This window comes from Mycobacterium sp. PSTR-4-N, assembly GCF_022348085.1.
GTDB lineage: Bacteria > Actinomycetota > Actinomycetes > Mycobacteriales > Mycobacteriaceae > Mycobacterium.
Genome location: NZ_JAKRFN010000004.1, coordinates 123,641 through 145,436, shown reverse-complemented (window position 1 = coordinate 145,436; position 21,796 = coordinate 123,641). Strand labels below are relative to the sequence as shown.

The following is a 21,796-nucleotide window of genomic DNA, read 5'->3' as shown; positions in this document are numbered from 1 at the left end:
CCCCGCGCCAGACGCCGGTGTTACCGTCGGCGTCGTGTCGATGGCCGTGTCGCTGGCAGCAGCGTGGACCCGCCGGTGCGGCGCGCTCCGCCTGCCCGTGATCGCACTCGGCGCGGCGGTGGCGACTGCCCTGTCCGGGTGCGGCCAATCGGACCAGCCGGCCGGACCGGCAGCAGGTGCGACGTCGATCGTCACCAGCACCACCCGCATCGCCGGCGCAGGAGTGCTCGGCAATGACCGGCGGCCGGACGAGTCGTGCGCGCCGGAGCCGGCACCGCTCGACGACGGCCCGCCCGAACGTCAGGTGCGCAACGCCACCGGACACGCCATCACTCCCCCGATCCCGGACACCACGACGGTGGTGGCGGACCCTCAGCGCATCGTCGCGCTCGCCGGCGATCAGCTCGATGCCCTCTGCGCCCTGGGGCTGCAGTCCCGCATCGTCGCAGCCGCCCTGCCCGATGGCTCCGACGATCAACCGTCCTATCTCGGCACCGTGATCCACGAGCTGCCTGCCGCCGGCAGCCGCACCGATCCCGATCTCGACGCGGTGCGCGGGGCGCGCCCCGACCTGATCCTCGGCTCGGTGGGCCTCACACCCGAGTCCCATCCGGCCCTCGCTCAGATCGCGCCGACCGTGTTCACCGGTCCGCCCGGGGTGGCCTGGAAGGACGACCTGCGCACCGTCGGAGCCGCGACCGGCCGCCTCGAGGCCGCCAACCGGCTCGTCGAGGACTTCGACCGCCAGGCCGACCGGGTGGGCGCCGACAGCGACGCGGTGCACTTCCAGGCGTCGGTGGTGCAGTTCACCGACACCACCATGCGCGTGTTCGGCACGGACAACTTCCCGGCCAGCGTGCTCGCCGATGTCGGCGTCGATCGGCCTCCGACGCAACGCTTTTCCGACAAGCCCTACGTCGAGGTGGGGATCACCGACACCGACCTCGCGGACTCCCCGGACTTCTCCGCCGCCGACGGCGACATCGTCTACGTCTCGTTCGCCACCGCCGAGGCGCGGGAACGAGCCCACGAGGTGATGACCAGCGATGCGTGGAAGAAGTTGTCGGCCAACCGCGACAACCGCATCTACGCCGTCAACAACGAGGTCTGGCAGACGGGCCAGGGCATCGTCGCGGCCCGCGGCATCATGGCCGACCTCCGGCTGGTCAACGCGCCGATCAACTGACCCGGTCGCGGTGCCGCGACTGTTGACCGAACTGGTTGGGTTCGAGCGCTCCGTCGGGCAGCACCAGCTCGCCGGAGTCGATACGGCGGCGTAGATACGCGAACGTCTGAGCGGTCTGGGCGAACAGGTGCTCCCCCGCGCGCAATGCCGGACGTTGCGCGGCGCCCGCGTCGGCGAACTGAGGAAGCGGGGCGACGACGGTGTCGTAGTCGACGTTGAAGAACAGCGGGAAGGAGTAGCGCTCCTCGGCGACGCGCCGCACGCGATGGCTGGTGGCCACGAACGCTCCGTTGGTCCACAGTTCGAGCAGGTCACCGATGTTGACCACGTAGGTGCCCTCGATCGGCGGCACGTCGATCCACTCGCCGCTGCCGTTCTGCACCTCCAGGCCCGGCGCTGTCGGTTTGAGCAGCGTGAAGCATTCGTAGTCGGTGTGCGCACCGATCCCGGGGGCGTCGCTGGCGTCGGGGTTGAACGGGTAGTGCACCAGGCGTAGTTGGCTCGGGGGTTTGGTGGCGTGGCGGGAGAAGACGTCGGGGTCCTCCCCCAGGGCCACTGCGAACGCCCGGAGCAGCCGATGCCCGACGGCCATGATCGCGTCGTAGTAGGCCGTCACCGCCTCCGCGAAGCCCGGTGCCGCGGGCCAGGTGTTCGGCCCGAGCATCGGATTTCCGCGCAGGTGGTCGGGGTCGTCGGCGGGGAGGTCGAGCGCGGTGTCGAACGCCTCCTTGTAGTCGCCGACCCCGGTTTCGACTCCCTCCTCGCCGACCGGGACGTATCCGCGGTGGCACCGGGACAGGCCGATGTAGCTGCGCATCTTGTCCTCGAGAGGAAGGGCGAAGAACGTCTTCGTCGCGGCCAGCAGCTGCTCGAACAGGTCCTCGTCGATGCCGGACCCGCTGATGTAGAAGAAGCCGGTGACGCGGGCGGCGGCCCCGATCTCGGCCGCGACCCGCTCCCGGTCGGCGGGCTCGTTCGAGCTCAGACCCCTGATGTCGATGACGGGTATCGACGTGAAAGACCCCGAGGCGCTCACTGCACTGGTCACGGTGTGATGGCTCCTTCTCGTGCGGTGATCGTCCAGCACACACCGTCGGCGACGACGTGGTCCTCGTGGCATTGCCAGGCCTGCATCCGGTTCGCATCCGCGACCACCGCACCGGCGGCGGTCGCCCACCCGATCAGGTCGCCCACGCGCACCGCAACGGCGCGCTGCGGACCGGCAGACAGGAACAGCGCGCCGGCGGGTTCGACGGGCCCGACTTCGCGCACCCAGTGTTCGGTGTAGCGTTCGTGAACACCGGTCTCGACGAGTGTGGTTCCCTCCCAACGCATCCGGCCGTCGTCCGGCAGGCCGTTCGGGTGGGTGTCGACGTCGCGGCGCCAGCTGAAGACGTCTGCGCTCTGCGAAAGGGTGCCAGCGAATCCGCGGGTGTCCACATACCCCGTCGGCCCCTGCAGCCACAGCACGTCGGTCGAGGTGTCCGGCGGTCCGTCGGCCGGCACGAGCAGCACGCGTCGCCACAATCCGATGCAGTCGCGGGCCGACACCGCGGTCATCGGGCGTCGTCCCACCGTGACCGAAGACTGCTCATGCCCGCCGTTGTCGGTGTGCCGATCGCCCTCACCCGGGCGACCCCGCCGTCCGGGTACGCCTGCACCCGCAGCGCGCAGACGTCGTCGACGGCGATCGCGAATCGATGCCGGGCATCAGCGGCCAGCGGTGTGCGGGCCAACACCGGGACGTCGAAGGGCACCATCGCCCAGCCGTCGCGGCCCGGCCGGTGACGCGTTGCGAGCACCGACACTTCACGGGAGGCGTTGAACACGAACCACGAGGTGTCGATCTCCAGCCGGCGCAGGTCCGCCGGTACCGCGAACGAGATCAGGACGGCGTCGTGTGTCTCCGGGCCGACGTCACGGCGCCGCCGGGTCTCCCACCCGTCGCCCATCGTGCGGGGACGGTCCGGCCGGATGAGTGCGCAGGCATCCGAATAGAAGCTGTCGCTGGACCATTCGACGCGACCACCCTGCTCCAGCCCGGACACCTCGACGCTGACATCACGGAAGTCGGCCGGGTCAGGCAGGACCTCACCGTAGACACGGACACGGGCCACCCCGCCGTCGGAGGCGAGCCGCAACCGGATGTGCGTCCACCGTCTGCGATCCGTGACAGTCAGGAGGTTCGTCGAATCCGGTTCCAGCGCAGTCCATTCCGTCACCGAGATCCACTCCACGGTGGCCGCGGTCGGGTCGTCGGCGAGGCCGAGCACGCAGGCGTCCACGCGGCACGCGGTCGGGTGGTTGCCCGAGAAGAACCGGGTGTCGACGTCGACGGCGCGTACGACACCGGCCGCACCGAGCCGGATGACGACCCAATCACCGTCGGGTCCGGCGTGCCGACGTGTCTCCCATCCGTCGACCACTTCGCCACGCAGGTCGTAGGTGCCGGGCAGGAACGCGGGTTCGGCCGGATCGAGGAGACGTTCTTTGACGCCGAACGATTCGTCGCTCGCAGCGACGACACTGCCGCCGAGGATGCGGGACGCGAGGTCGATCCCGTTCTGTGCGGTCACGAGCCGAGCCCCAGCGCCACGGACAGCGGCCAGTGGCTGCGCGCGTTGGCCGGCCCGGGCGCGTACACGCCGGCCTTGCTGGTCGACAGCCCCAGTCCGACGACCGCCTGGGCCAGCGCGACCGCCGCTGCGACTCCGTCGACGGCGGGCACTCCGGCGTCCGCGGAGATCGCGGCGGTCACCCCCGCCATGCCCGCACAGCCGAGGCAGATCACGTCGGCGCCGTCCTCGGTCACTGCGCGTACCGCTTCGGCGACGATTGCCCGGACCGCGCCTTCGGGGTCGGCGTCCACCTCCGCGGTACCCAGACCGCAGGCCCGCACGGAGGCGCAGTGCGCGTCGAGGCCGGCCAGCAGCAGCCGGTCCTGGATCGGGGCGATCGATCGGGTGAGCGTCGTGACGACCGTGAACCGGCGCCCGATCAAGTGGGCCACGTGGGCTGCGCATTCGGCGATGTCGAACACCGGGACGGTCAGCATCTCGGCCAGTGCGTCGCGGCCGTGCTCGCCGAATCCCGCGAGCACGACGGCGTCGAAATCGAACTCCCCCGCCTCCTGCAGAGTCGCGACAGCATCCATCACCGCGACCGCCGACAGGTAGCTCTCGGCCGCCGAATCGATCGCGCTCGCACCAAACGAAGCGCTGCGGCAGACGATCTCGGTGCCCGGACGGGCGGCCGCGGACGCTGCCGATGCGATCTCGGCGCCCATCGACGCCGATGTGTTGGGGTTGAGCACGAGCAGTCTCATGCGGCCACCCCGGTGGCGTCGTAGACCTGCCTGCCCGCCACCCATGTCGCGAGAACTCGGCCGCGCAGCATCATGCCGTCGTAGGGCGTCAGCGGGTGCCGGTGCCGCAGCTCTGCCGCTGTCACGGCCTCGGTCGCGTCGGGGTCGAACGCGCACAGGTCCGCCCGGGCACCGTGGGTGATGGCGCCCCGGTCGGTCCAGCCCGCGAGCCGCGCGGGCCGTTCCGACATCCACTGGCTCAGTTCGGTCAGACCGACACCGCGCCGCACAGCCTCCGTCCAGACCGCGCGGGGGCTCACCTGCAGCGAGCTGATGCCTCCGAACGCGGCGCCGAAGTCCCCCGCTCCCTTGAGGTCCGGCGCGCAAGGCGAGTGATCGGAGACCACCATGTCGAGTGTTCCGTCGACCAGGGCGGCCCACAGCGCGTCGCGGTCGTCGCCGGATCGGATCGGTGGACACGCCGCGAACTGGGTCGCGCCGGCGGGGATCTCGTCGGCGGTGAAGGTCAGATAGTGCGGGCACGTCTCAGCGGTGACGCAGACACCGGCCGCCTTGGCAGCGGCCAGAATTCCGACCGCCTGCGCACTCGACACGTGCACGATGTGGATGTGGGCTCCGGTGTCGCGTGCCACGGCGACCGCGAGCTCGACGGCGCCGGCCTCGGCGGCCGCCGGACGTGACGCCAGGAACGACCGATAGGACCGCCCGGACGCGGGCCCGCACCCCGCCAAGACGTCGTGGTCTTCGGCGTGTACCAGCAACACCGAGCCGAGATCGGCGATCTCCCGGCCGGCGGCGGTGAACTGCTCCGGCGTGAGGTGACCGAAGTGGGGGTTGCCGGAGTCGGCGAGGAAACACTTGAAGCCGCGCACTCCGGCGTCGGCGAGACTCCCCAACATACCGAGGTTGTCGGGCACCACCCCGCCCCAGTACGCGACCGCAACCTCGCATCGACCCTGCGCCACTTCCCTTTTCGCCTCCAGTGCGGCAACGGTGGTGGTGACCGGCAGCGAGTCCAGCGGCATGTCCACCAGCGTCGTGATACCGGCTCGCGCAGCGGTCTCGGTCGCGGTGGCGAAACCCTCCCAGTCGGGCCCCGGCTCGCTGACGTGCACATGGGTGTCGACGAAGCCGGGTAGCAACACGGCACTCTCGGGCACGGTGACGTCGGCGCGCGCATCGTAGGCGGTGTCGCGAGCACCGACACCGACGATGAACCCGCGCGCCACGGCCACCGCCGCCGGCCGAAGGGTGCCGCCGATCAGCGCCCGGTCGGCCCGCAGCACCAGATCGATCACCGCGCGAACCGCTCGTCGAAGTGCTGCGTCATCTCCGGCCAGACGTGCGGGTCGTGGCCGGGGATCAGCGGATAACCCTTCTCCTCGGCCAGTCGCTTGAGTCGCCGGATCGGCTCCACCGTGTCTTCGGGTTGGACGTCGATGAAACCTCCGACGGGCAGCTCGTTCTCGATGTTCTCGGTCAGATCTGCCGCGTCGAAGGCAAAGACATATCCTGCGGGCCGCCCGGCCTCGCAGACGGTCTCGTCGAGTTCCACGACGAAGCTCTGATGCCCCGGGGTGTGCCCGTAGGTGGGCACCGCGGTGATCCCGGGGGCGATGTCGGCCTCTCCGTCGGCGAGGTGCCAGTCGATCGACGGATCGTCGAAGTCCACCCGGAAGATCGCATGCCGTTCAGGCTCTGGATGACCGGACAACCCGTAGTCCAGCTCCCGTCGCTGGGCGTGCACCGGCACCCTGCCGGCGAACAGCTTCAGTCCACCGGCGTGATCGGTGTGCAGGTGCGACACCGCCACCACCCGGATGTCGTCGACGTCGACTCCGATGCCGGACAACGACTCTTCGATCGGCTCCCCGGGTCCGGGCAGGATGGGCTGGTATTCGACACTCGGGTAGTAGCGCCGCCGCAGGTATGGGTCGCGGATCAGCGCCGTGTTGAACCCGGTGTCGAGCAGGACCCAGCCACCGTCGGTCTGCAGCAACACACCGGGAACCGGCTCCCGCAGCCTGATGTCCGATGGTGCGCCGTGCACCGACACCGACTTCGGCAGGTCTTCCCACCCCAGGGTGAGCAGGACGATCCGCCGGACCCCGCTGCGCTGCGTCAGCGTTGCCATCAGCCCACCGACAGTGCCGCCAGGCGCAGCGAATTGGGGTTCGTCACGACGTGGGCCGCTTCGACGCCCTTGAGCCACGGCTGGGCCACCATGAAGTCGTTGACGTCGGCGACGTTGAGCCAGCAGCCCGTCTTCACCGCTTCCTCACCCGCGGTGGAGAAATCGGCGTCCGATCCGGTGGGCAAGCCCTTGGCCAGCGCATCGGTGATCCCGGGTGAGGAGCATCCGAAGAAGTTCAGACCACCGTCGGCGTCCCAGGAGATGTGGCCCCACGTGTAGGGCGATGGCGCGTCGGGCCACCCGAGGTAGGTCATGATCTCGGGGCCGGCCTGGCCGTCACCGCCGATCCACCCGTAGATCTCCGAGGTCGGGTAGGCCTGCACCTTGGCAGTCAGACCGGCTGCGGCCAGCTGGGTTTGGAGCAGGTTGCTGATCAGCTGGTTGTCCGGGTTGGACGAGTCGTAGCCGATGGTGACGGCCTTCTGGTCGGCGGACAGGCCTGCCGCGATGCCGGACAGTACCGACGGATCGTGGGCCACCGACTGCTTGGCGTACTGCGCAGCCATGATGTTCGGCGGGTAGATCTGCTCGGCTTTCTTTCCGCGGCCGAAATAGGTCTGCTTGACCAATTCGTCGACGTCCACGGCCTGCATCACGGCGTTGCGGTTCTTCGCGTCGGTCATCATCCCCTTCTTGGGGTTGATGTAGACGAAGTTCGACATCATGGTCGGCAGCGAGTAGTTCGTATAGGACTTGTTGTCGAGGTAGGACTGCACGGCCGACGAGGGCAGATCGTGCAGGATCGCGGCGAGCTGACCGTTGTTGAACTGCAGCTGCTGCGCCGAAACGTCGGTGATCACAGGGATGTCGACCTTCTCGAAGTACGGCTTCGTGCCCCAGTAGTCCGCGAAGGCGGTCAGCTCGTACTTCGAACCGACCTCGGCGGCGGTCAGCGTGTACGGGCCGGTACCCAGGTCGTGGGTGGTGAGGTAGCCCTGCGCGTTGTCGGCACCGGCATTCTTCTGCAGCCCTTCGGGACTCAGCATCCTCGGGCCGTACGGGCAGGCCAGGTAGTCGAGGAACGCCGAGTTGGGTGCCTTGAGCGTGACGGTGACGTCGTAGTCGCCCTGGGTGGTGACCGATTCGATGTCGGCGACCATGTACGCGGGTCCCTGGTTGACCGCGGCCCGCCGGTCGAAGGAGGCCTTGACCGCCGCGGACGTGAACGGCGTCCCGTCGTGGAACTTCACGCCCTGGCGCAGCTTGAAGGTGTAGACCCGGTTGTCGGGTGAGGCCGTCCACTCGGTCGCCAGCAGCGGCTCGAACTCGGGCTTCTCGGTGCCGGCCTTGTACTGCAACAGACCTTCGTAGGTGTTGGTGGTCAGCAGCAGACCTTGGCCGGCGTAGAAGATGTCCGGGTCTGGGGGCTGGCCCGGGTCCTGCAGGAACGACAGATGCAGCACCTTGTCGGTCGGCGCCGCACTGGACACACCGCTTCCGGAATCCGAACCCCCGCAGGCACTCAGGGTCAGCACGAGCGCGGCCAGGGCGGCGCCGAACTTCAGACGTCGGCTCATCGTGCCGCTCCTTCCAGAACAGGTGTCGCCGCGCCGATTCCGGCGAAGGCGTCGAGGATTTCCTCGGTGGTGCGCATGGCACCGGTCTGCAGGTACTCCATCGCGTCGAGCGCTGCGTCGTGGCGGTACTGCGTCGAGCCGCCGACGCAGTCGGTCACCACGCGCACGTAGAAATCGCGCTGGTGGGCGTCGGCGAACGTGTAGTGCACACAGACGTCGGTGAGGCCGCCGATGAGGATCAGCGTGTCGGCCTTGAGCCCGGAGAGCACGATCTCGAACTCCGTTCCGATGAAGCCGGAGTAGCGCCGTTTGACGATGTGGAACTCGTGGTTGGGCCCGTCGAGGTCGGGCAGCAGCGCGGGGTGCAGCGGAGTGCCCGGGCGGCCGTCCACGCAGTGCTCACCCTCCACACCGTCGAGTTCCCGGCCGAAATCGATACCGCTGGGCCGGTGCACCTCCTGGAAGAACACGATGGGGATGCCCGCCGCACGGGCGGCGTCGATCATGCGTTGGGCGCGGGCGACGCGGTCGTCGTAGCCGGGCATGTGTTCGATGCCCACCTCCTCGGCGGGCATACCGCCGGCTTCCTGCATGTCGACGACGACGAGCACGGGATTGCCCACGATCAGTGGCTGTTTCGGCACCTATCCTCCTGTGACTGCGATGCGGGGGTCTGCGGCGGCCTGGAGCAGGTCCACGGCCGTGTTGATGACGACGTAGAGGGCGCCGAGCATGAGCGTGACGCCGGCGATGGCGGGAAAGTCCGCGACGGGGATGCTCTGGGCGATGTACTGCCCGATGCCCGGCCAGCCGAACACCTGCTCGACGACCAGAACGCCGGAGAACATCAGGCCGACTTGCAATCCCGTCATCGACAATGCGGCACCGACGCTGTTGCGCAGCACGTGGCGGGCCATGATCTGGGTTTCCGACAGACCCTTGGCGCGCGCCGTCCGGGCGTAGTCGCTGTCGATGTCGTCGAGCAGGCTACTGCGCAGCACCCGTCCGATGGCCACCGCGGGCCCGAGCGCTATGACGACGGCCGGCAGTAGGAGGTGGTGCAGCGCGTCGCCGACGACGTCGAACCGGCCGTGCAGGAGTCCGTCGACTGTGAGAAGCCCGGTCGGTCCGTCCGGGAGGTCGGCCAGCCCGGTCCGGCCGTTGGCCGGCACCCATCCGAGCGTCTTGTAGAACACCAGCAGCCCGAGAATGCCGAGCAGGAACATCGGCGCCGACGAGCTGGTGAACAGGACAGCGCGCAACACCTGCGCGCCAGGCCATTTCAGCGTGGTACTGAACGCGAGAAGGGCGGCGAGCACCAGCGCGATCACCAGACCGTACATCGCCAGTTCCAGCGTCGCGGGGAAGAACGTGCCGAGATCGGACAGCACGGGGTGCCTGGTCCGATAGGACGTGCCGAGGTCACCGGTCGCAGCGCCCGTCAGATAGTTCCAGAACTGTACGAGCACAGGGTCGTTGAGGCCCAGCGCCTCCCGGCGCGCAGCGACGGCCGCACCGGATGCCTGCGCCCCCAGCTGCGCCTTCACCGGGTCCAGCGGCGAGATGTGCTGGAGCAGGAACATCACCCCGGTCAACGCGATCAGGATGGCGAACATCGCACCCACTCGTGTCATCACGAACGTCTTCATGCGCGGTCCTTCATCAGGTTGCGCAGGCAGTCGCCTGCGATGTTCCCCACGAGAGCCAGCACCAGCACGGAGAGGCCCGGCATCACCGGGATCCACCACTGCTGCAGGAAGTAGCTGAGGTTGCGCGCGGAGTCGGCGCCCAATTCGGGCGCCGGTGCGGCCTGCCCGAGCCCGAGGAAGGACAGCGCAGCCAGGGTCAGGATCAACGTGCCGATGTCGAGGCTCGCGGCGACCAGACCATTGGGCAGCGCGCCGGGCAGTAGGTGCCGGATGGCCAGCCGAATCGGGTTGACCCCGGCCAGTTTTGCGGCCTCCACGTGCGGGCGGGCCGCCAACCGTGCCACTTCTCCGCGGATGAGCCGTGCATAGAAGGGCCACCACACGATCGACACCGCGATCAACGTGTGGACGAACCCCGGTCCGAGCGCGGCGACCACGGCGATCGCGAGCACCGGCGCAGGCAGTGAGAGGAAGGCGTCCGTGATGCGCATCAGCACGGTGTCGAGCCAGCCGCCTGCCGCGCCGGCGATCAGGCCGATCAGCCCGCCGATGAACAACCCGACGGCGACGACGACCAGGGCGGCGAACCAGCTGGACCGCGCGCCGTAGAGCACCCGGGACAGGATGTCGCGGCCGATGCTGTCGGTGCCCAGCAGGAACCCGTCGGTGCCCGGCGGCTGCAGCGGCATACTCACGGGCAGCAGTGGGTCGTGCGGGGCGAGCACCGGCACCGCCACTGCGACGATCGTGACGACGAAGATCGAGGCGAATCCGATCCAGTTCAGCAGGGGCAGCGTCGATGTCGGCATGCGTAGCAGGCGCGTGAGACGCCGGGAGCGAACCGGGGCCATCGGGACCGCCAACGCCATCAGTCGGCCCTCCGTTCGATGCAGGCCACGCGGTGTGCGCTGCCGGGGCGGCCCTCGAGCCGGACGTCGAGGCCGGGGTCGGCGCATGCATCGATGGAGATCGGGCAGCGCGGGTGGAACGCGCAGCCATCCGGCGGCGCCAGCGGGCTGGCGGGTTCGCCTGACAGCGATCGCAATTCGCGGCCGAGATCGGGAATCGAGGCGACCAGCGCCTGGGTGTAGGGATGGGCGGGCCGATTGATCACCTGATCCGCGTAGCCGATCTCGACGATCCGGCCCAGGTACATCACCGCGATGCGATCGGCGACGACACGCGCCACCGCCAAGTCGTGGGTGACGAACAGCACCGACATGTTCAGGGAGCGACGGAGATCGGCGATCAGGTTCAGCACCGACGCGGCGAGGGAGACGTCGAGCGCGCTGGTCGGCTCGTCGCACAGCAGTACCGACGGCGGGATCACGGTGGCCCGCGCCAGCGCGACGCGCTGCCGCTGCCCGCCGGAGAGCTGACCGGCCCGGGCGGTGGCGATGTCGGCCGGTAGCCCGACGCGTTCGAGCACCTCGGTCACCGCAGCGCGGCGCTGGGCGCGGGAACTCCTGCGGATCCGCTCGCCGATGATCTCACCGACCGACAGCCACGGCGTCAGCGATGCGCCGGCGTCCTGGAACACCATTTGGGGGCGTTGCCCGTCCGGTAGCGCCACGGTGCCCGAGGTCGCCTTCTCGAGACCGGCGATCACCCGCAGCAGCGTCGACTTGCCCGAGCCGCTCTCCCCGACCAGCGCCACCGATTCGCCGTGCGCGACCCGGAGCGAAACCCCGCGTAGCGCTTGGAGTTTGCCCGCTCCGGAGGTGCGATCGAGCCAGCGTCGTGCGACGGTGAAGGTCTTGGTGACGTCGCGCAGGTCCACGGCGGGAGGTCCGTCCTCGCCCGAGAGCACCTCTGCTGCGGCAGCATCGGCGCCGGGTTCGACGGGTGTCCGATAATGCTCGGCGACGTCGGCGGGGGTGCGCACGCAGGCACTGACCCGTCCCGGGCCGATCGCGACGGGATCCGGCGGAGTCTGCTCGCATTCCGGCGCGGCGAGAACGCAGCGGGGCACGAACGCGCAACCCGGCAGTGGATCGGCAGCGCTGGGCACCGAGCCCGCCAGCGCCGCCAGTGTGCGGTCTCGCGCGGTGTGCAGCGTCAGCCGGGAGCCGAGCAGGCCTGCGGTGTAGGGATGCGCGGGGCTGGCGAGAACATCTGCGGTGGGCCCGATCTCGGCGATGCGTCCCGCGTAGAGCACCGCGATCCGGTCGGCGATCTGCGCGGCGACACCGAGATCGTGGGTGATCAGGACGATGCTGCAGCCGATCTCGTCGCGCAACCGCTGCAGCAGGGCCAGCACCTGCGCCTGCACGGTGACGTCGAGGGCGGTGGTGGGTTCGTCGGCGATGACGAGCTCGGGATCGCCGGCGATCGCGATCGCGATCATCACGCGCTGCCGCAGACCACCCGACAGCTCATGTGGGTAGGCGCGCATCCGGGACTTCGGGTCGGGAATCCCGACGGCGGTCAACAGCCGCAACGCCTCGGCGGGGCTGCCTGCGACCTCTTCGACCTGTTTACCGATGCGCATCGTCGGGTTCAGCGACGTCATCGGATCCTGGAACACCGCACCGAGATCGAGACGGCGCACTTTCCGCAGGTTCTTGGCGTCGAACCCGGGCGTTCCGGGCAGCATGTCCGACCCGGCGACGCGGACCCGGCCGCCGACCCGGGCACCGTCGGCGAGCAACCCGAGCATGCTGAAGCCGAGCACACTCTTGCCCGATCCCGATTCACCGACCAACCCGACGATCTCACCCGGTGCGATCGCCAACGACACACCTCGCAAGGCGTGGATGTCGCGGCCCCGGCGGGAGAACGTGACGTGCAGGTCAGCGACCGTGGCCACCGGGGTTCCCGTCGCCGACGCGTCCGGGACCGCCGCCGTGTCGGCAACGGTGGATGCGGTGGTGCCCACGTGGACGCTCCTGAGGTCTCGGGTGGTGAATGTGAGCGCGGCGGGCTGCTCGTCGATGTGCGGCCGGCCTGTCGATCGACAGTTTTCTCGGACTGGACGCCCGGTGGGTGTCGCTGGCGTAACCAATTGACGGCCGAGGTAACCGATGGGTGTCCCGTGTTTCTATCGTGTGACAGATATGAACCGCAGTACCGAACCGGCGGGCCATGAGACACGATGAAGCCATGCCGCTGACCCGCGCGGGACGACCCCGGCTGCAGGCCCAGCGCCGCCCTGGTGTCACCGCTCGCGACGAAATCCTCGATGCCGCAGGCGAATTGTTCACCACGCAGGGCTACGCGGGGACCTCGACGCGCCACATCGCCGAATCCGTCGGCATCCGGCAGGCGTCGCTGTACCACTACTTCAAGACCAAAGACGACATCCTGTGCGCGCTGCTAAGCCAGACCGTCTCCCCCACGCTGTCGATCATTCCCGTCCTGCGTGAGGCGGAACCCGCGATGACCGAGGCTCAGCAGCTGCACGCGCTGGCGGTCTTCGACGGCGGAGCGCTCCTCAGCGGACGTTGGAACCTGGGCGCCCTCTATCTGCTGCCCGAGCTGCGCGACGCGCGCCTGGAACCCTTCTACTCAGAACGGGAGCGGCTGCGCCGGCACTACCTCGAGTTGAGCATGACCATCCTCGCCGGCACCGGCGTCGATCCGGCAGCCGCCGACCTGCCGTTCCGACTGGTCGAATCCCTGGTCAACATGTGGTCCACGCCCGAGGGGACGGCCCGGCAACGGCTCCCCGGCCACGTCGCCGACGCCTGTCTGAGAGTTCTCGGCGTGGCCGACCCGACCGCGTTGCACGACCGCACCCGAGAGGCACTGACCGCCGCCAACCGGTGACGATTCTCACCGAGAGGTATGCGCATGGATGAATACGGGGCATTCTCGACGTTGAAGTGCTCGGCCCGCGGCGCGGGCCGCTCATGCAGTGAAGACGAGAAGAGGATGACACTTTGACCACCGTTTCCGCATACGCAGCCACCTCGGCCACCGAGCCGCTCACCAAGACCACGATCACCCGGCGCGACGTCGGCCCGCACGACGTCGCCTTCGACATCCACTTCGCCGGGATCTGCCACTCCGACATCCACACCGTCAAAGCCGAGTGGGGACAGCCGAACTACCCCGTCGTCCCGGGTCACGAGATCGCCGGTGTGGTGACCGAGGTCGGTTCCGAGGTCACCAAGTACAAGGTCGGGGACCACGTCGGCGTCGGCTGTTTCGTCGATTCCTGTCGCGAGTGCGAGAACTGCAAGGAAGGCCTCGAGCAGTACTGCACCGGCACCGGCATGGTCGGCACCTACAACGCCGTCGGCCGTGACGGCGAGCCCACCCAGGGTGGCTACAGCGGCGCGATCGTCGTCGACGAGAACTACGTGCTGCGGATTCCCGACTCCATTCCGCTGGACAAGGCCGCACCCCTGCTCTGCGCGGGCATCACGCTGTTCAGCCCGCTGCGCCACTGGGAGGCCGGCCCCGGCAAGAACGTCGCGATCATCGGTCTCGGCGGCCTCGGCCACATGGGCGTGAAGCTCGCCAAGGCGATGGGCGCTCACGTCACCGTGCTGAGCCAGTCGCTGAAGAAGATGGAGGACGGTCTGCGCCTCGGCGCCGACGAGTACTACGCGACCAGCGACAACGACACCTTCAAAGCCCTGCGGGGCAAGTTCGACCTGATCCTCAACACGGTGTCGGCGAATCTCGACCTCGGCGCCTACCTAGGCCTGCTCAAGCGCGACGGCACGCTGGTCGAGCTCGGGATGCCCGAGCGGCCCATGGAGGTTCCGCCGTTCCCGCTCGCCGGCATGCGTCGCAGCCTGTCCGGTTCCATGATCGGTGGCATCCCCGAGACCCAGGAGATGCTCGACTTCTGCGCCGAGCACGACGTCACCCCGGAGATCGAGGTCATCGAGCCCGAGTACGTCAACGAGGCATACGAGCGCGTGCTCGCCAGCGACGTGCGCTACCGGTTCGTCATCGACACCTCGACGCTCAGGTAGGTCGAGTCCGTCAGTTCGGCCGCTCGTCGGTGTTCACCCCGGCGAGCGGCCAACCGGCCGCCGCCAACCGCGCGGCCACGCGTGCGACGTTCTCCGGTCCCGCATCGTGATGGGTGACATCGGAGATGAACGTGGCGATCACGTCACGCTCGAGTGGCCCCTCCGGGTGTGGGGTCTCGGTGATGTGACTGATCACCTGCCCGATCTGCTCTTCGGTGAGCGGTGTCGCCCGCAACAGCGCCAACAGCGGCACGCGGTCGGGCCCCGGCACACCTGTCGGGTAACCCGCGCGAAGCCAGTTCAGGATCGAATTCAGCAACGACGTGGCGGTCACCGCTTCATTCTGATTCGCCCCGCTGCGCCGCGCCATGTCCGAAGGTCACCTGTGTGCTCGCTGGGTGCTGTGTAAACACTTCATTTCCCAGGTTGTCGCGTGGTCTATACAGTGCGACGCTGTCGTTCGGTCCGCCTGCGGGCGGGCCGTTCTCGCACTGATCACGTATCCAGGAGACGCGATGGCCACCGAATCCGCAGCTGAACCCGCTGCAGTCACCACCGCTGCGCCCGCGGGGTTGAAGAAGGGCGCGATCGGCATGGTCGCGGTCATCTTCATGGCGGTCGCCAACGCCGCACCGATCACCGCCATGACCGGAAACGTGCCGATCGCCGTCGGTTTCGGCAACGGTCTCGGCGCACCGGCCGGCTTCCTGTTCGCCACGATCGCCCTGACACTGTTCGCCCTCGGTTATGTGGCGATGGCCAAACACATCACCACCACCGGCGCGTTCTATGGCTTCATCTCCCACGGCCTCGGGCAGGTGTGGGGTATGGCCAGCGGCTTCTTGGCGACCTTCGCCTACGTGGTGTTCGAAGGCTCCCTGATCGGCGGTTGTGCCTATTTTGCCAACGACGCCGTGAACACCATTGTGGGAGTTGACATTCCGTGGCTGGTGTTCGCGATCGCCGCGATCGTGGTCATCGGGGTGCTGTGCCACTTCCACATCAGCCTCACCGCCGCGATCCTCGGGGTCACCCTGGTGTCCGAAGTTCTGATCCTGTTCGCGCTGGCGTTCACCGTGATCGCCAAGGGCGGCGGACCCGACGGGTTCATGCTCGATCAGACCGTGCTGCTCAACAATGCGTTCGAGAGCCTGCCCGAGGGTGCTTTCGGCACGGCCGCGGCCGCCGGCTCGATGGCGATCGGTCTGTTCTTCGCATTCTGGTCCTGGGTGGGTTTCGAGACCACCGCCGTCTACGGCGAGGAATCGCGCAACCCGAAGAAGATCATCCCGCGCGCCACGCTGATCGCGGTGATCGGACTGGGCCTGTTCTACACGTTCATCTCCGCGATGGTGCTGGCCGGCAACGGTGCGAAGACGTCGGTCGAGGCGTCGATCAGCTCGTCGCCGCTCGATCTGTTCTTCAACCTGGTGCATGCCAATCTCGGCGGATTCCTGCTCGATGTGTACAAGATCCTGTTGGTGATCGGCTCGTTCGCCTGTGCGTTGGCCTTCCACAACGCAGCGTCGCGGTACCTGTTCGCCCTCGGCCGCGAGATCCCGGTCAACGCGGTCAAGTCCACCCTCGGCGCCGCGCACCCCAAACACGGCTCTCCCTACATCTCCTCGGCGGTGCAGAGCGTGATCACGCTGGTGATCGTCCTGCTGTTCGCGGTGTTCACCGCCGTGCAGGTGCCCGACGCCGATGGCGTGCCGGTCGACACCCCGACGCTGGTGCCGTACGTCAACATCTACGGCCTCCTCGCCCTGATCGGCACCGCGGCGATCCTGCTGGTGCAGGCCATCTGCTCGATCGCGGTGATCTGGTACTTCTGGGTGCGAAAGACCCACCGCGGCAACGTGATCACCACCCTGGTCTGCCCCTTGCTCGGCGGCGTCGCGATGGCGTATGTCGTGTGGCTGCTGTGGGACAACCGGGCCTTCGCGGCCGGGTACGCGGCGAACTCACTGGTGTTCAAGAACGCGCCGTTCTTCATCCTCGCGGTGTTCGTGATCGGCATCGCGTACGCGCTGTGGTTGCGTTATGCGAAGCCCGACACCTACGCCGAGATCGGACGCACGGTCATGGAGGACGCCCACGAGCGCAGCTAGGCGCGTGCAGCGGCGCGCGTCAATGCTCGGATGACGCTGTTGTGGGCCAGTGTCACCTTGAAGGCGTTCTGACTCAACGGCTCCGCGCCCGCCACGGCGGCGCGCGCGGCCGCCGCGAACACCTCGGGTCCCGGCGGATTGCCCACCAGTTCCGCCTCGGCCGCCGGCACCCGCCACGGGGTGGCCGCGACGCCGCCCAGCACCACCGCCGCCGATCGGATCACCCCGTCGACGACGTCGAGGCCCGCTGCGACCGACACCAGCGCGAACGCATAGCTGTGGCGATCGCGGACCTTGAGATACCAACTGTGCCTGCCGAATTCGCTGGCGGGTACCTCGACTGCGGTGATCAGCTCGTCCGGCGCCACAGTGGTGTCGCGCTGCGGCCGGTCGCCGGGCAGGGCGAAGAAGTCGCCGATCGGAATCGACCGCGAACCCGAGGACCCGGTGACGTGGACGACGGCATCCAGCGCGGCGAGCGCGACCGCCATGTCGGACGGATGCACGGCGATGCACGACGCACCTGACGCCGCCGCGGCGCCGAAGATCGCGTGTTCACGATGAAACCCGTCCACGGCGGCGCAGCCCGTCCCCGGGTCGCGCTTGTTGCAGCCGCGCAACTCCGGGTTCATGAAGTAGGGGCAGCGCGTGCGCTGCATCAGGTTCCCACCGACCGTGGCCATGTTGCGGATCTGCGTGGTCGCTCCCGACAAAATGGCCTGCGAGAGCATGGGATACGACGCCCGCACCAGCGGGTCGTTGGCGACCGCGCTGTTGGACACCCCCGAGCCGATGTGCACACCACCCGACTCGGTGGCGTACAGCGAATCGAGGGCCAGGGAACCGACATCGACGAGCGCGTCGGGATGTTCGACCCCGGTTTTCATCAGATCGAGCAGGTTCGTACCGCCCGCGTAGTAGCGCGCACCGCCGGCAGCGCGCCCGACCGCGTCGTCCAGCGTCACCGCGCGGTGGTAGGTGAAGGTCAGCATGGCTGCCCGTGCACGCTGCTGATCGCGGCGACGATGTTCGCATACGCGCCGCACCGACAGATGTTGCCCGCCATCCGCTCCCGGATCTCGGCCTCCGTCAGCCGGGGCGGGCCCGACACCACGTCCTCGTGCGGTCCCTCGAAAGACGCCGCCGACAGATCACCCGAGGCGTACTCGCGCAGCACCGCCCGCGACGAACACAGCTGACCCGGTGTGCAGTACCCGCACTGGAAGCCGTCGTGGTCGATGAACGCCTGCTGCAACGGGTCCAGGGTGTCCCCGTCGGCGATCCCCTCGACCGTGTCGACTTCTGCGCCGTCGATGGAAACGGCCAGCGTCAGGCAGCTCAACACCCGGCGGCCCTTCACCTCGACCGTGCACGCGCCACAGAGGCCGTGATCGCACCCCTTCTTCGTCCCGGTCAGCAGCAACCGTTCCCGCAGCACGTCGAGCAGGGTCGAGCGGATGTCGATGTCGATCTCGTGCGGCGCACCGTTGACGGTGAGCTGGACACGATGCGCACAGGTGCTCACAGCTGTCCTTCCGTACCGAATTCCATCAGGTCCTCCACGACGATGGGTAGGGAGCGCAACCGTTTTCCGGTGGCATGGTGGATGGCGTTGGCGATGGCGGCGGGCACCCCGCACGCGCCGATCTCCCCGATGCCGCGCACACCGATCGGATCGAGCTCGTGATCGGGATGCTCGAGGAAGGTGATGTCGAATTCCGGTCGATCGGCGTGGGTGGGTACGTAGTACTCGCCCAGGGGCGCTCCGGTCATGGGGTCGTGCGGTACCTGTTCGAGCAGCGCCATGCCCAGCCCGAAGGTGATGCCGCCCATCACCTGGTTGGCCGCCAGCTTCGGGTTGAGCACGCGCCCGCAGTCCATCACCGCCACCCAGCGGGTCACCGTCGCCCGACCCAGCGCTTCGTCGACCTCGACTTCGCAGAAGTGCGCACCGAAGGACTGCGAGACCGCGCCACCGTCCGGTGCGCCGTCGCTCGTCGCCGTGAAGGTGAGTTCTGCTGCCAGCTCGGGGGTGACGTTGTCGGTGGGGAATGCCCGACCGCCCAGCCGGCGCGTCCATTCCAAGGCCGCGGCGTACACAGCAGAGCCGACGGTGGCCGTCGTCTGCGACGCCCCGCTGTAGGGGGCGTCGGGGAAGAACGAATCGCCGGAATGAAAGCTCACCCGATCCAGCGGCAGGCCTGTGGTGTCGGCGGCGACCTGGGTCATGACGGTGCGCACGCCGGTGCCCACCTCGTGAGTGGCGGCGCTGAACCGCACATGCCCGTCGGGAAGCGTCTGCACCCGACAGCTCGCCGGCATGCGCCGGCCCGGATAGGTCGCCGTGGCCATCCCCCATCCGATCGGAAGTCCGTTGCGCGTCAACGATCGCGGTGCTGACGGTCGGTCGTCCCACCCGAACCGGCGCGCCCCGGTCCGGTAGCACTGTGCGAGATCGGCGGCCGACCACGGCTTTCCGTTGGTCTGGTCACGATCGGTCACATGCGCGATCCGCAGGTACAGCGGGTCCTGGTTCGTCGCGGCGGCGAGCTCGTCCATCGCGACCTCGAGAGCGAACAGGCCGGGTGCCTCACCCGGCCCGCGCATGAAGCACGGGGTGGGCGCGTTGATGCGGGCGACGGTGTGAGACACACTCATTCGTGGTGAGCGGTACAGCAGCCGAGTGGACAGACCGGCGGGCTCGCAGAAGTGCGCAACGGTAGAGGTCTCGGTCAGGGTGTGGTGTTCGGTGCTGGTGATGGCGCCGGCGTCGTCGGCCACCAGCCTCACCGTTTGTTCGGTGCGCGGCCGATGACCGGTCGAGGTGTACATCTGATCGCGGGTCAGCACCAGTTTGACCGGCCGGCCGATCTCACGCGCTGCCACCGCGCACAGCACCACGTGCATCCACAAGAAGCTCTTGCTGCCGAACGCACCACCGACCAGCGGCGAGAGAATCCGAACCCGATCCTCGGCGATCCCCAGATAGGCCGCAACCGCGCGTCGTTCGCCGGTGATCCATCGGGTGCTGTCGTGCAGGACGAGGTCCTCACCCTCCCACCTGGCGACCGTCGCCGACAGCTCGATCGGATAGTGGGTGTTGATCGGGGTGCGGTAGGTGGACTCGACTCGGACGCCGGCGGGTTCGTCCGCCGGACCCCGGTGGTCCTGCAACTTCTCCTCGTCGAGCTTCACGAAGTGGTCTGGCCGGTAGACGCCGTGCCGGACGGGGCCGTCGTCGGGGACGCCCGGCTCGGCCAGCACCTGCCGGGCGCTCAGCTGGGCGGGCGACACCTCGTAGTCGAAGCTCATCAACGACGCGGCGTAGGTGGCGTTCTCCGGTGAGTCGGCCACCACCATCGCCAGGTGCTGGCCCACGTGCTGAACCGTCAGATCCGACAGCGGCGGGCGGCGCTCCAGCGGCAGATCCCACGTCATGTCCTTCGGAATCGATTGCAATCGAGGACAATTGAGCGGCGTCAGCACGAAGATGGTCCCCGGCGCGTTCGCGGCCCTGGCGGCCGCGGCGGCCATCGACTCGGCGGTTACGCGGCCATGCGCAATCGTGGCCTGCACCAGGACCGCGAAAGTGGGGTCGTCGACGGGAGTGTCCGCGGTGTAGCGCGCCGCGCCCGTCACCTTCTGCCTTCCTTCGACTCGCGACACGGGTTGACCGATCGATCGCTGCATGGCCACCAGTCTCGTGCATTCGGTCACGGGATGCGTAGATGCTGACCGGACATCACACTTACCGCTGGCACCCAGACCGCAGCGACCACGCCGATGTCGGCTCGATGTCAGAATGTCAGACCATGGGCGCTCTGAGGATCGCGATCGCCGACGACGACGTGCTGCTGCGCGAGGGGCTGGCCAGCCTGCTCCAACGCTCGGGCCTGGAGGTCGTCGGCCAGGCAGGAGACGCGTCGGCTCTTCTCGGGCTGGTCCGCACCGAGGAGCCCGACCTGGTGCTCGTCGACATCCGGATGCCGCCCACCCACACGACGGAGGGGCTTGATGCCGCGCGGGTGATCCGCGAGGAGGCACCAGGGATCGGCATCGTCGTGCTCTCGGCGCATGTCGACGTCGACCACGCCATGGAACTGCTGGCCGGTGGCCACGCGATCGGGTACTTGCTCAAGACTCGCGTCACCGACGTCGACGACTTCATCGACACCGTGCACCGTGTCGCCAACGGCGCATCGGTGGTCGATCCGGCGTTGGTGGCCGAGCTGGTCGGTGCGCGTAAGCGCAACGACCCGCTGGCCGCGTTGAGCGCCCGCGAACGCGAGGTCCTCACACTGATGGCCGAGGGCCTGTCCAACGGCGGTATCGGCCGCCGTCTGTGGGTCACCGAGGGCACCGTCGAAAAGCACGTCCGCAGCATCCTGACCAAACTCGACCTGCCCGAGACCGGTGACGACCACCGCCGCGTCCGCGCGGTGATCCTCTACCTGGAATCCCGCTGACCCACGCGGCCCAGCATGGTGAGCACCGCCGTCGGCGAGAGCGCCAGTTTGGGAAGGAACCCCAGCGCGGGGCTCGCCTCGATCAGGTCGGCGAAATCCTGCTCGTCGTGGGTCGAGGTGAGGATGACCGCGGTGCCGGAAAGCCGCTCGGCGACGTCGAATCCGCTGTCGGCGCCCAGGTTCACATCGACCAGAGCAACATCGGGGTGGAGCGCGTCAGCCTTCTCGACCGCTTCCTGCGCGCCGGCCGCCGTCCCGACCACGACGAAAGCGGCGCGCTCCAACATGGCACGTGCGGCGTCGCGGAATGACGAGCTGTCATCGACGATCAAACAGCGCACACCGGTCATCCCTCTAGTGTGCCTACGCGCGCTCGCGTCGGCATTCCGGTTAACGGGAATCCTTGCCACTACGATCGGC

At 68.4% G+C, this 21,796-nt stretch carries 21 protein-coding genes; 5 read left to right on the top strand and 16 right to left on the bottom strand.

What is annotated here, in order from left to right; genetic code table 11:
• The first annotated feature begins 40 nt into the window (after nucleotides 1-40).
• Entirely contained in the window at nucleotides 41-1,186 is a 1,146-nt protein-coding gene (locus tag MHN84_RS07520) for an iron-siderophore ABC transporter substrate-binding protein (RefSeq protein WP_241204203.1), read from the top strand.
• Here MHN84_RS07520 and MHN84_RS07515 read toward each other — a convergent pair.
• From MHN84_RS07515 to MHN84_RS07465, 11 genes are read right to left on the bottom strand one after another with little or no spacing between them, the layout of a single operon-like run.
• Nucleotides 1,179-2,234 carry an isopenicillin N synthase family dioxygenase gene (locus MHN84_RS07515; RefSeq protein ID WP_374238336.1) on the bottom strand — a complete coding sequence of 352 codons (1,056 nt, stop codon included), beginning with the start codon at nucleotides 2,232-2,234 and terminating at the stop codon, nucleotides 1,179-1,181. The two genes, MHN84_RS07520 and MHN84_RS07515, sit on opposite strands and share 8 nt — an antisense overlap.
• Nucleotides 2,231-2,746 (bottom strand): hypothetical protein, encoded by a 516-nt coding sequence (locus tag MHN84_RS07510; protein ID WP_241204014.1) that lies wholly within the window; start codon nucleotides 2,744-2,746, stop codon nucleotides 2,231-2,233. The genes MHN84_RS07515 and MHN84_RS07510 overlap by 4 nt, the downstream gene beginning before the upstream one ends.
• The gene (gene alc, locus MHN84_RS07505) at nucleotides 2,743-3,762 is read right to left on the bottom strand and encodes an allantoicase (protein ID WP_241204013.1); all 1,020 of its coding nucleotides are present in this window, start codon (nucleotides 3,760-3,762) and stop codon (nucleotides 2,743-2,745) included. Before alc ends, MHN84_RS07510 begins: the two co-directional genes overlap by 4 nt.
• Nucleotides 3,759-4,511, bottom strand: coding sequence for an aspartate/glutamate racemase family protein (locus tag MHN84_RS07500; protein ID WP_241204012.1), 753 nt, complete (start codon nucleotides 4,509-4,511; stop codon nucleotides 3,759-3,761). Before MHN84_RS07500 ends, alc begins: the two co-directional genes overlap by 4 nt.
• Nucleotides 4,508-5,809: an allantoinase AllB gene (gene allB, locus MHN84_RS07495; RefSeq protein ID WP_241204011.1), complete on the bottom strand. Its 1,302-nt coding sequence runs from the start codon at nucleotides 5,807-5,809 to the stop codon at nucleotides 4,508-4,510. Before allB ends, MHN84_RS07500 begins: the two co-directional genes overlap by 4 nt.
• Nucleotides 5,806-6,645 carry an N-acyl homoserine lactonase family protein gene (locus MHN84_RS07490; protein WP_241204010.1) on the bottom strand — a complete coding sequence of 280 codons (840 nt, stop codon included), beginning with the start codon at nucleotides 6,643-6,645 and terminating at the stop codon, nucleotides 5,806-5,808. The genes allB and MHN84_RS07490 overlap by 4 nt, the downstream gene beginning before the upstream one ends.
• Nucleotides 6,645-8,222, bottom strand: a complete 1,578-nt coding sequence (locus MHN84_RS07485; protein WP_241204009.1) for an ABC transporter substrate-binding protein — start codon at nucleotides 8,220-8,222, stop codon at nucleotides 6,645-6,647. Before MHN84_RS07485 ends, MHN84_RS07490 begins: the two co-directional genes overlap by 1 nt.
• Complete coding sequence (locus tag MHN84_RS07480; RefSeq protein WP_241204008.1) at nucleotides 8,219-8,866, bottom strand: cysteine hydrolase family protein; 648 nt, start codon at nucleotides 8,864-8,866, stop codon at nucleotides 8,219-8,221. The genes MHN84_RS07485 and MHN84_RS07480 overlap by 4 nt, the downstream gene beginning before the upstream one ends.
• Nucleotides 8,867-9,871 carry an ABC transporter permease gene (locus tag MHN84_RS07475; RefSeq protein WP_241204007.1) on the bottom strand — a complete coding sequence of 335 codons (1,005 nt, stop codon included), beginning with the start codon at nucleotides 9,869-9,871 and terminating at the stop codon, nucleotides 8,867-8,869.
• Entirely contained in the window at nucleotides 9,868-10,740 is an 873-nt protein-coding gene (locus MHN84_RS07470) for an ABC transporter permease (RefSeq protein WP_241204006.1), read from the bottom strand. Before MHN84_RS07470 ends, MHN84_RS07475 begins: the two co-directional genes overlap by 4 nt.
• Complete coding sequence (locus MHN84_RS07465) at nucleotides 10,740-12,749, bottom strand: dipeptide ABC transporter ATP-binding protein (RefSeq protein ID WP_374238335.1); 2,010 nt, start codon at nucleotides 12,747-12,749, stop codon at nucleotides 10,740-10,742. Before MHN84_RS07465 ends, MHN84_RS07470 begins: the two co-directional genes overlap by 1 nt.
• A 224-nt stretch (nucleotides 12,750-12,973) precedes the next feature.
• Here MHN84_RS07465 and MHN84_RS07460 point away from each other — a divergent pair, with 224 nt between their 5' ends.
• Nucleotides 12,974-13,639 (top strand): TetR/AcrR family transcriptional regulator, encoded by a 666-nt coding sequence (locus MHN84_RS07460; RefSeq protein ID WP_241204005.1) that lies wholly within the window; start codon nucleotides 12,974-12,976, stop codon nucleotides 13,637-13,639.
• A 113-nt stretch (nucleotides 13,640-13,752) separates the two neighbouring features.
• Nucleotides 13,753-14,799 carry an NAD(P)-dependent alcohol dehydrogenase gene (locus MHN84_RS07455; RefSeq protein ID WP_241204004.1) on the top strand — a complete coding sequence of 349 codons (1,047 nt, stop codon included), beginning with the start codon at nucleotides 13,753-13,755 and terminating at the stop codon, nucleotides 14,797-14,799.
• Nucleotides 14,800-14,809: 10 nt separating this feature from the next.
• Here the strand turns inward: MHN84_RS07455 and MHN84_RS07450 are convergent, their stop codons facing one another.
• A complete protein-coding gene (locus MHN84_RS07450) occupies nucleotides 14,810-15,169 on the bottom strand; it encodes a DUF3349 domain-containing protein (RefSeq protein ID WP_241204003.1) in 360 nt (119 codons plus the stop codon).
• A 145-nt stretch (nucleotides 15,170-15,314) separates the two neighbouring features.
• Here MHN84_RS07450 and MHN84_RS07445 point away from each other — a divergent pair, with 145 nt between their 5' ends.
• Nucleotides 15,315-16,910, top strand: a complete 1,596-nt coding sequence (locus MHN84_RS07445; protein ID WP_241204002.1) for an APC family permease — start codon at nucleotides 15,315-15,317, stop codon at nucleotides 16,908-16,910.
• Here the strand turns inward: MHN84_RS07445 and MHN84_RS07440 are convergent.
• From MHN84_RS07440 to MHN84_RS07430, 3 genes are read right to left on the bottom strand one after another with little or no spacing between them, the layout of a single operon-like run.
• Entirely contained in the window at nucleotides 16,907-17,902 is a 996-nt protein-coding gene (locus MHN84_RS07440) for a xanthine dehydrogenase family protein subunit M (protein WP_241204001.1), read from the bottom strand. The genes MHN84_RS07445 and MHN84_RS07440 overlap by 4 nt on opposite strands.
• Nucleotides 17,896-18,435 carry a (2Fe-2S)-binding protein gene (locus tag MHN84_RS07435; RefSeq protein ID WP_241204000.1) on the bottom strand — a complete coding sequence of 180 codons (540 nt, stop codon included), beginning with the start codon at nucleotides 18,433-18,435 and terminating at the stop codon, nucleotides 17,896-17,898. Before MHN84_RS07435 ends, MHN84_RS07440 begins: the two co-directional genes overlap by 7 nt.
• Complete coding sequence (locus MHN84_RS07430) at nucleotides 18,432-20,600, bottom strand: xanthine dehydrogenase family protein molybdopterin-binding subunit (protein ID WP_241203999.1); 2,169 nt, start codon at nucleotides 20,598-20,600, stop codon at nucleotides 18,432-18,434. Before MHN84_RS07430 ends, MHN84_RS07435 begins: the two co-directional genes overlap by 4 nt.
• A gap of 122 nt (nucleotides 20,601-20,722) precedes the next feature.
• On the opposite strand from MHN84_RS07430, the gene MHN84_RS07425 reads away from it, so the two are divergent.
• Entirely contained in the window at nucleotides 20,723-21,376 is a 654-nt protein-coding gene (locus MHN84_RS07425) for a response regulator transcription factor (protein WP_241203998.1), read from the top strand.
• Here MHN84_RS07425 and MHN84_RS07420 read toward each other — a convergent pair.
• The gene (locus tag MHN84_RS07420) at nucleotides 21,358-21,726 is read right to left on the bottom strand and encodes a response regulator transcription factor (protein ID WP_241203997.1); all 369 of its coding nucleotides are present in this window, start codon (nucleotides 21,724-21,726) and stop codon (nucleotides 21,358-21,360) included. The genes MHN84_RS07425 and MHN84_RS07420 overlap by 19 nt on opposite strands.
• Nucleotides 21,727-21,796 lie beyond the last annotated feature (70 nt).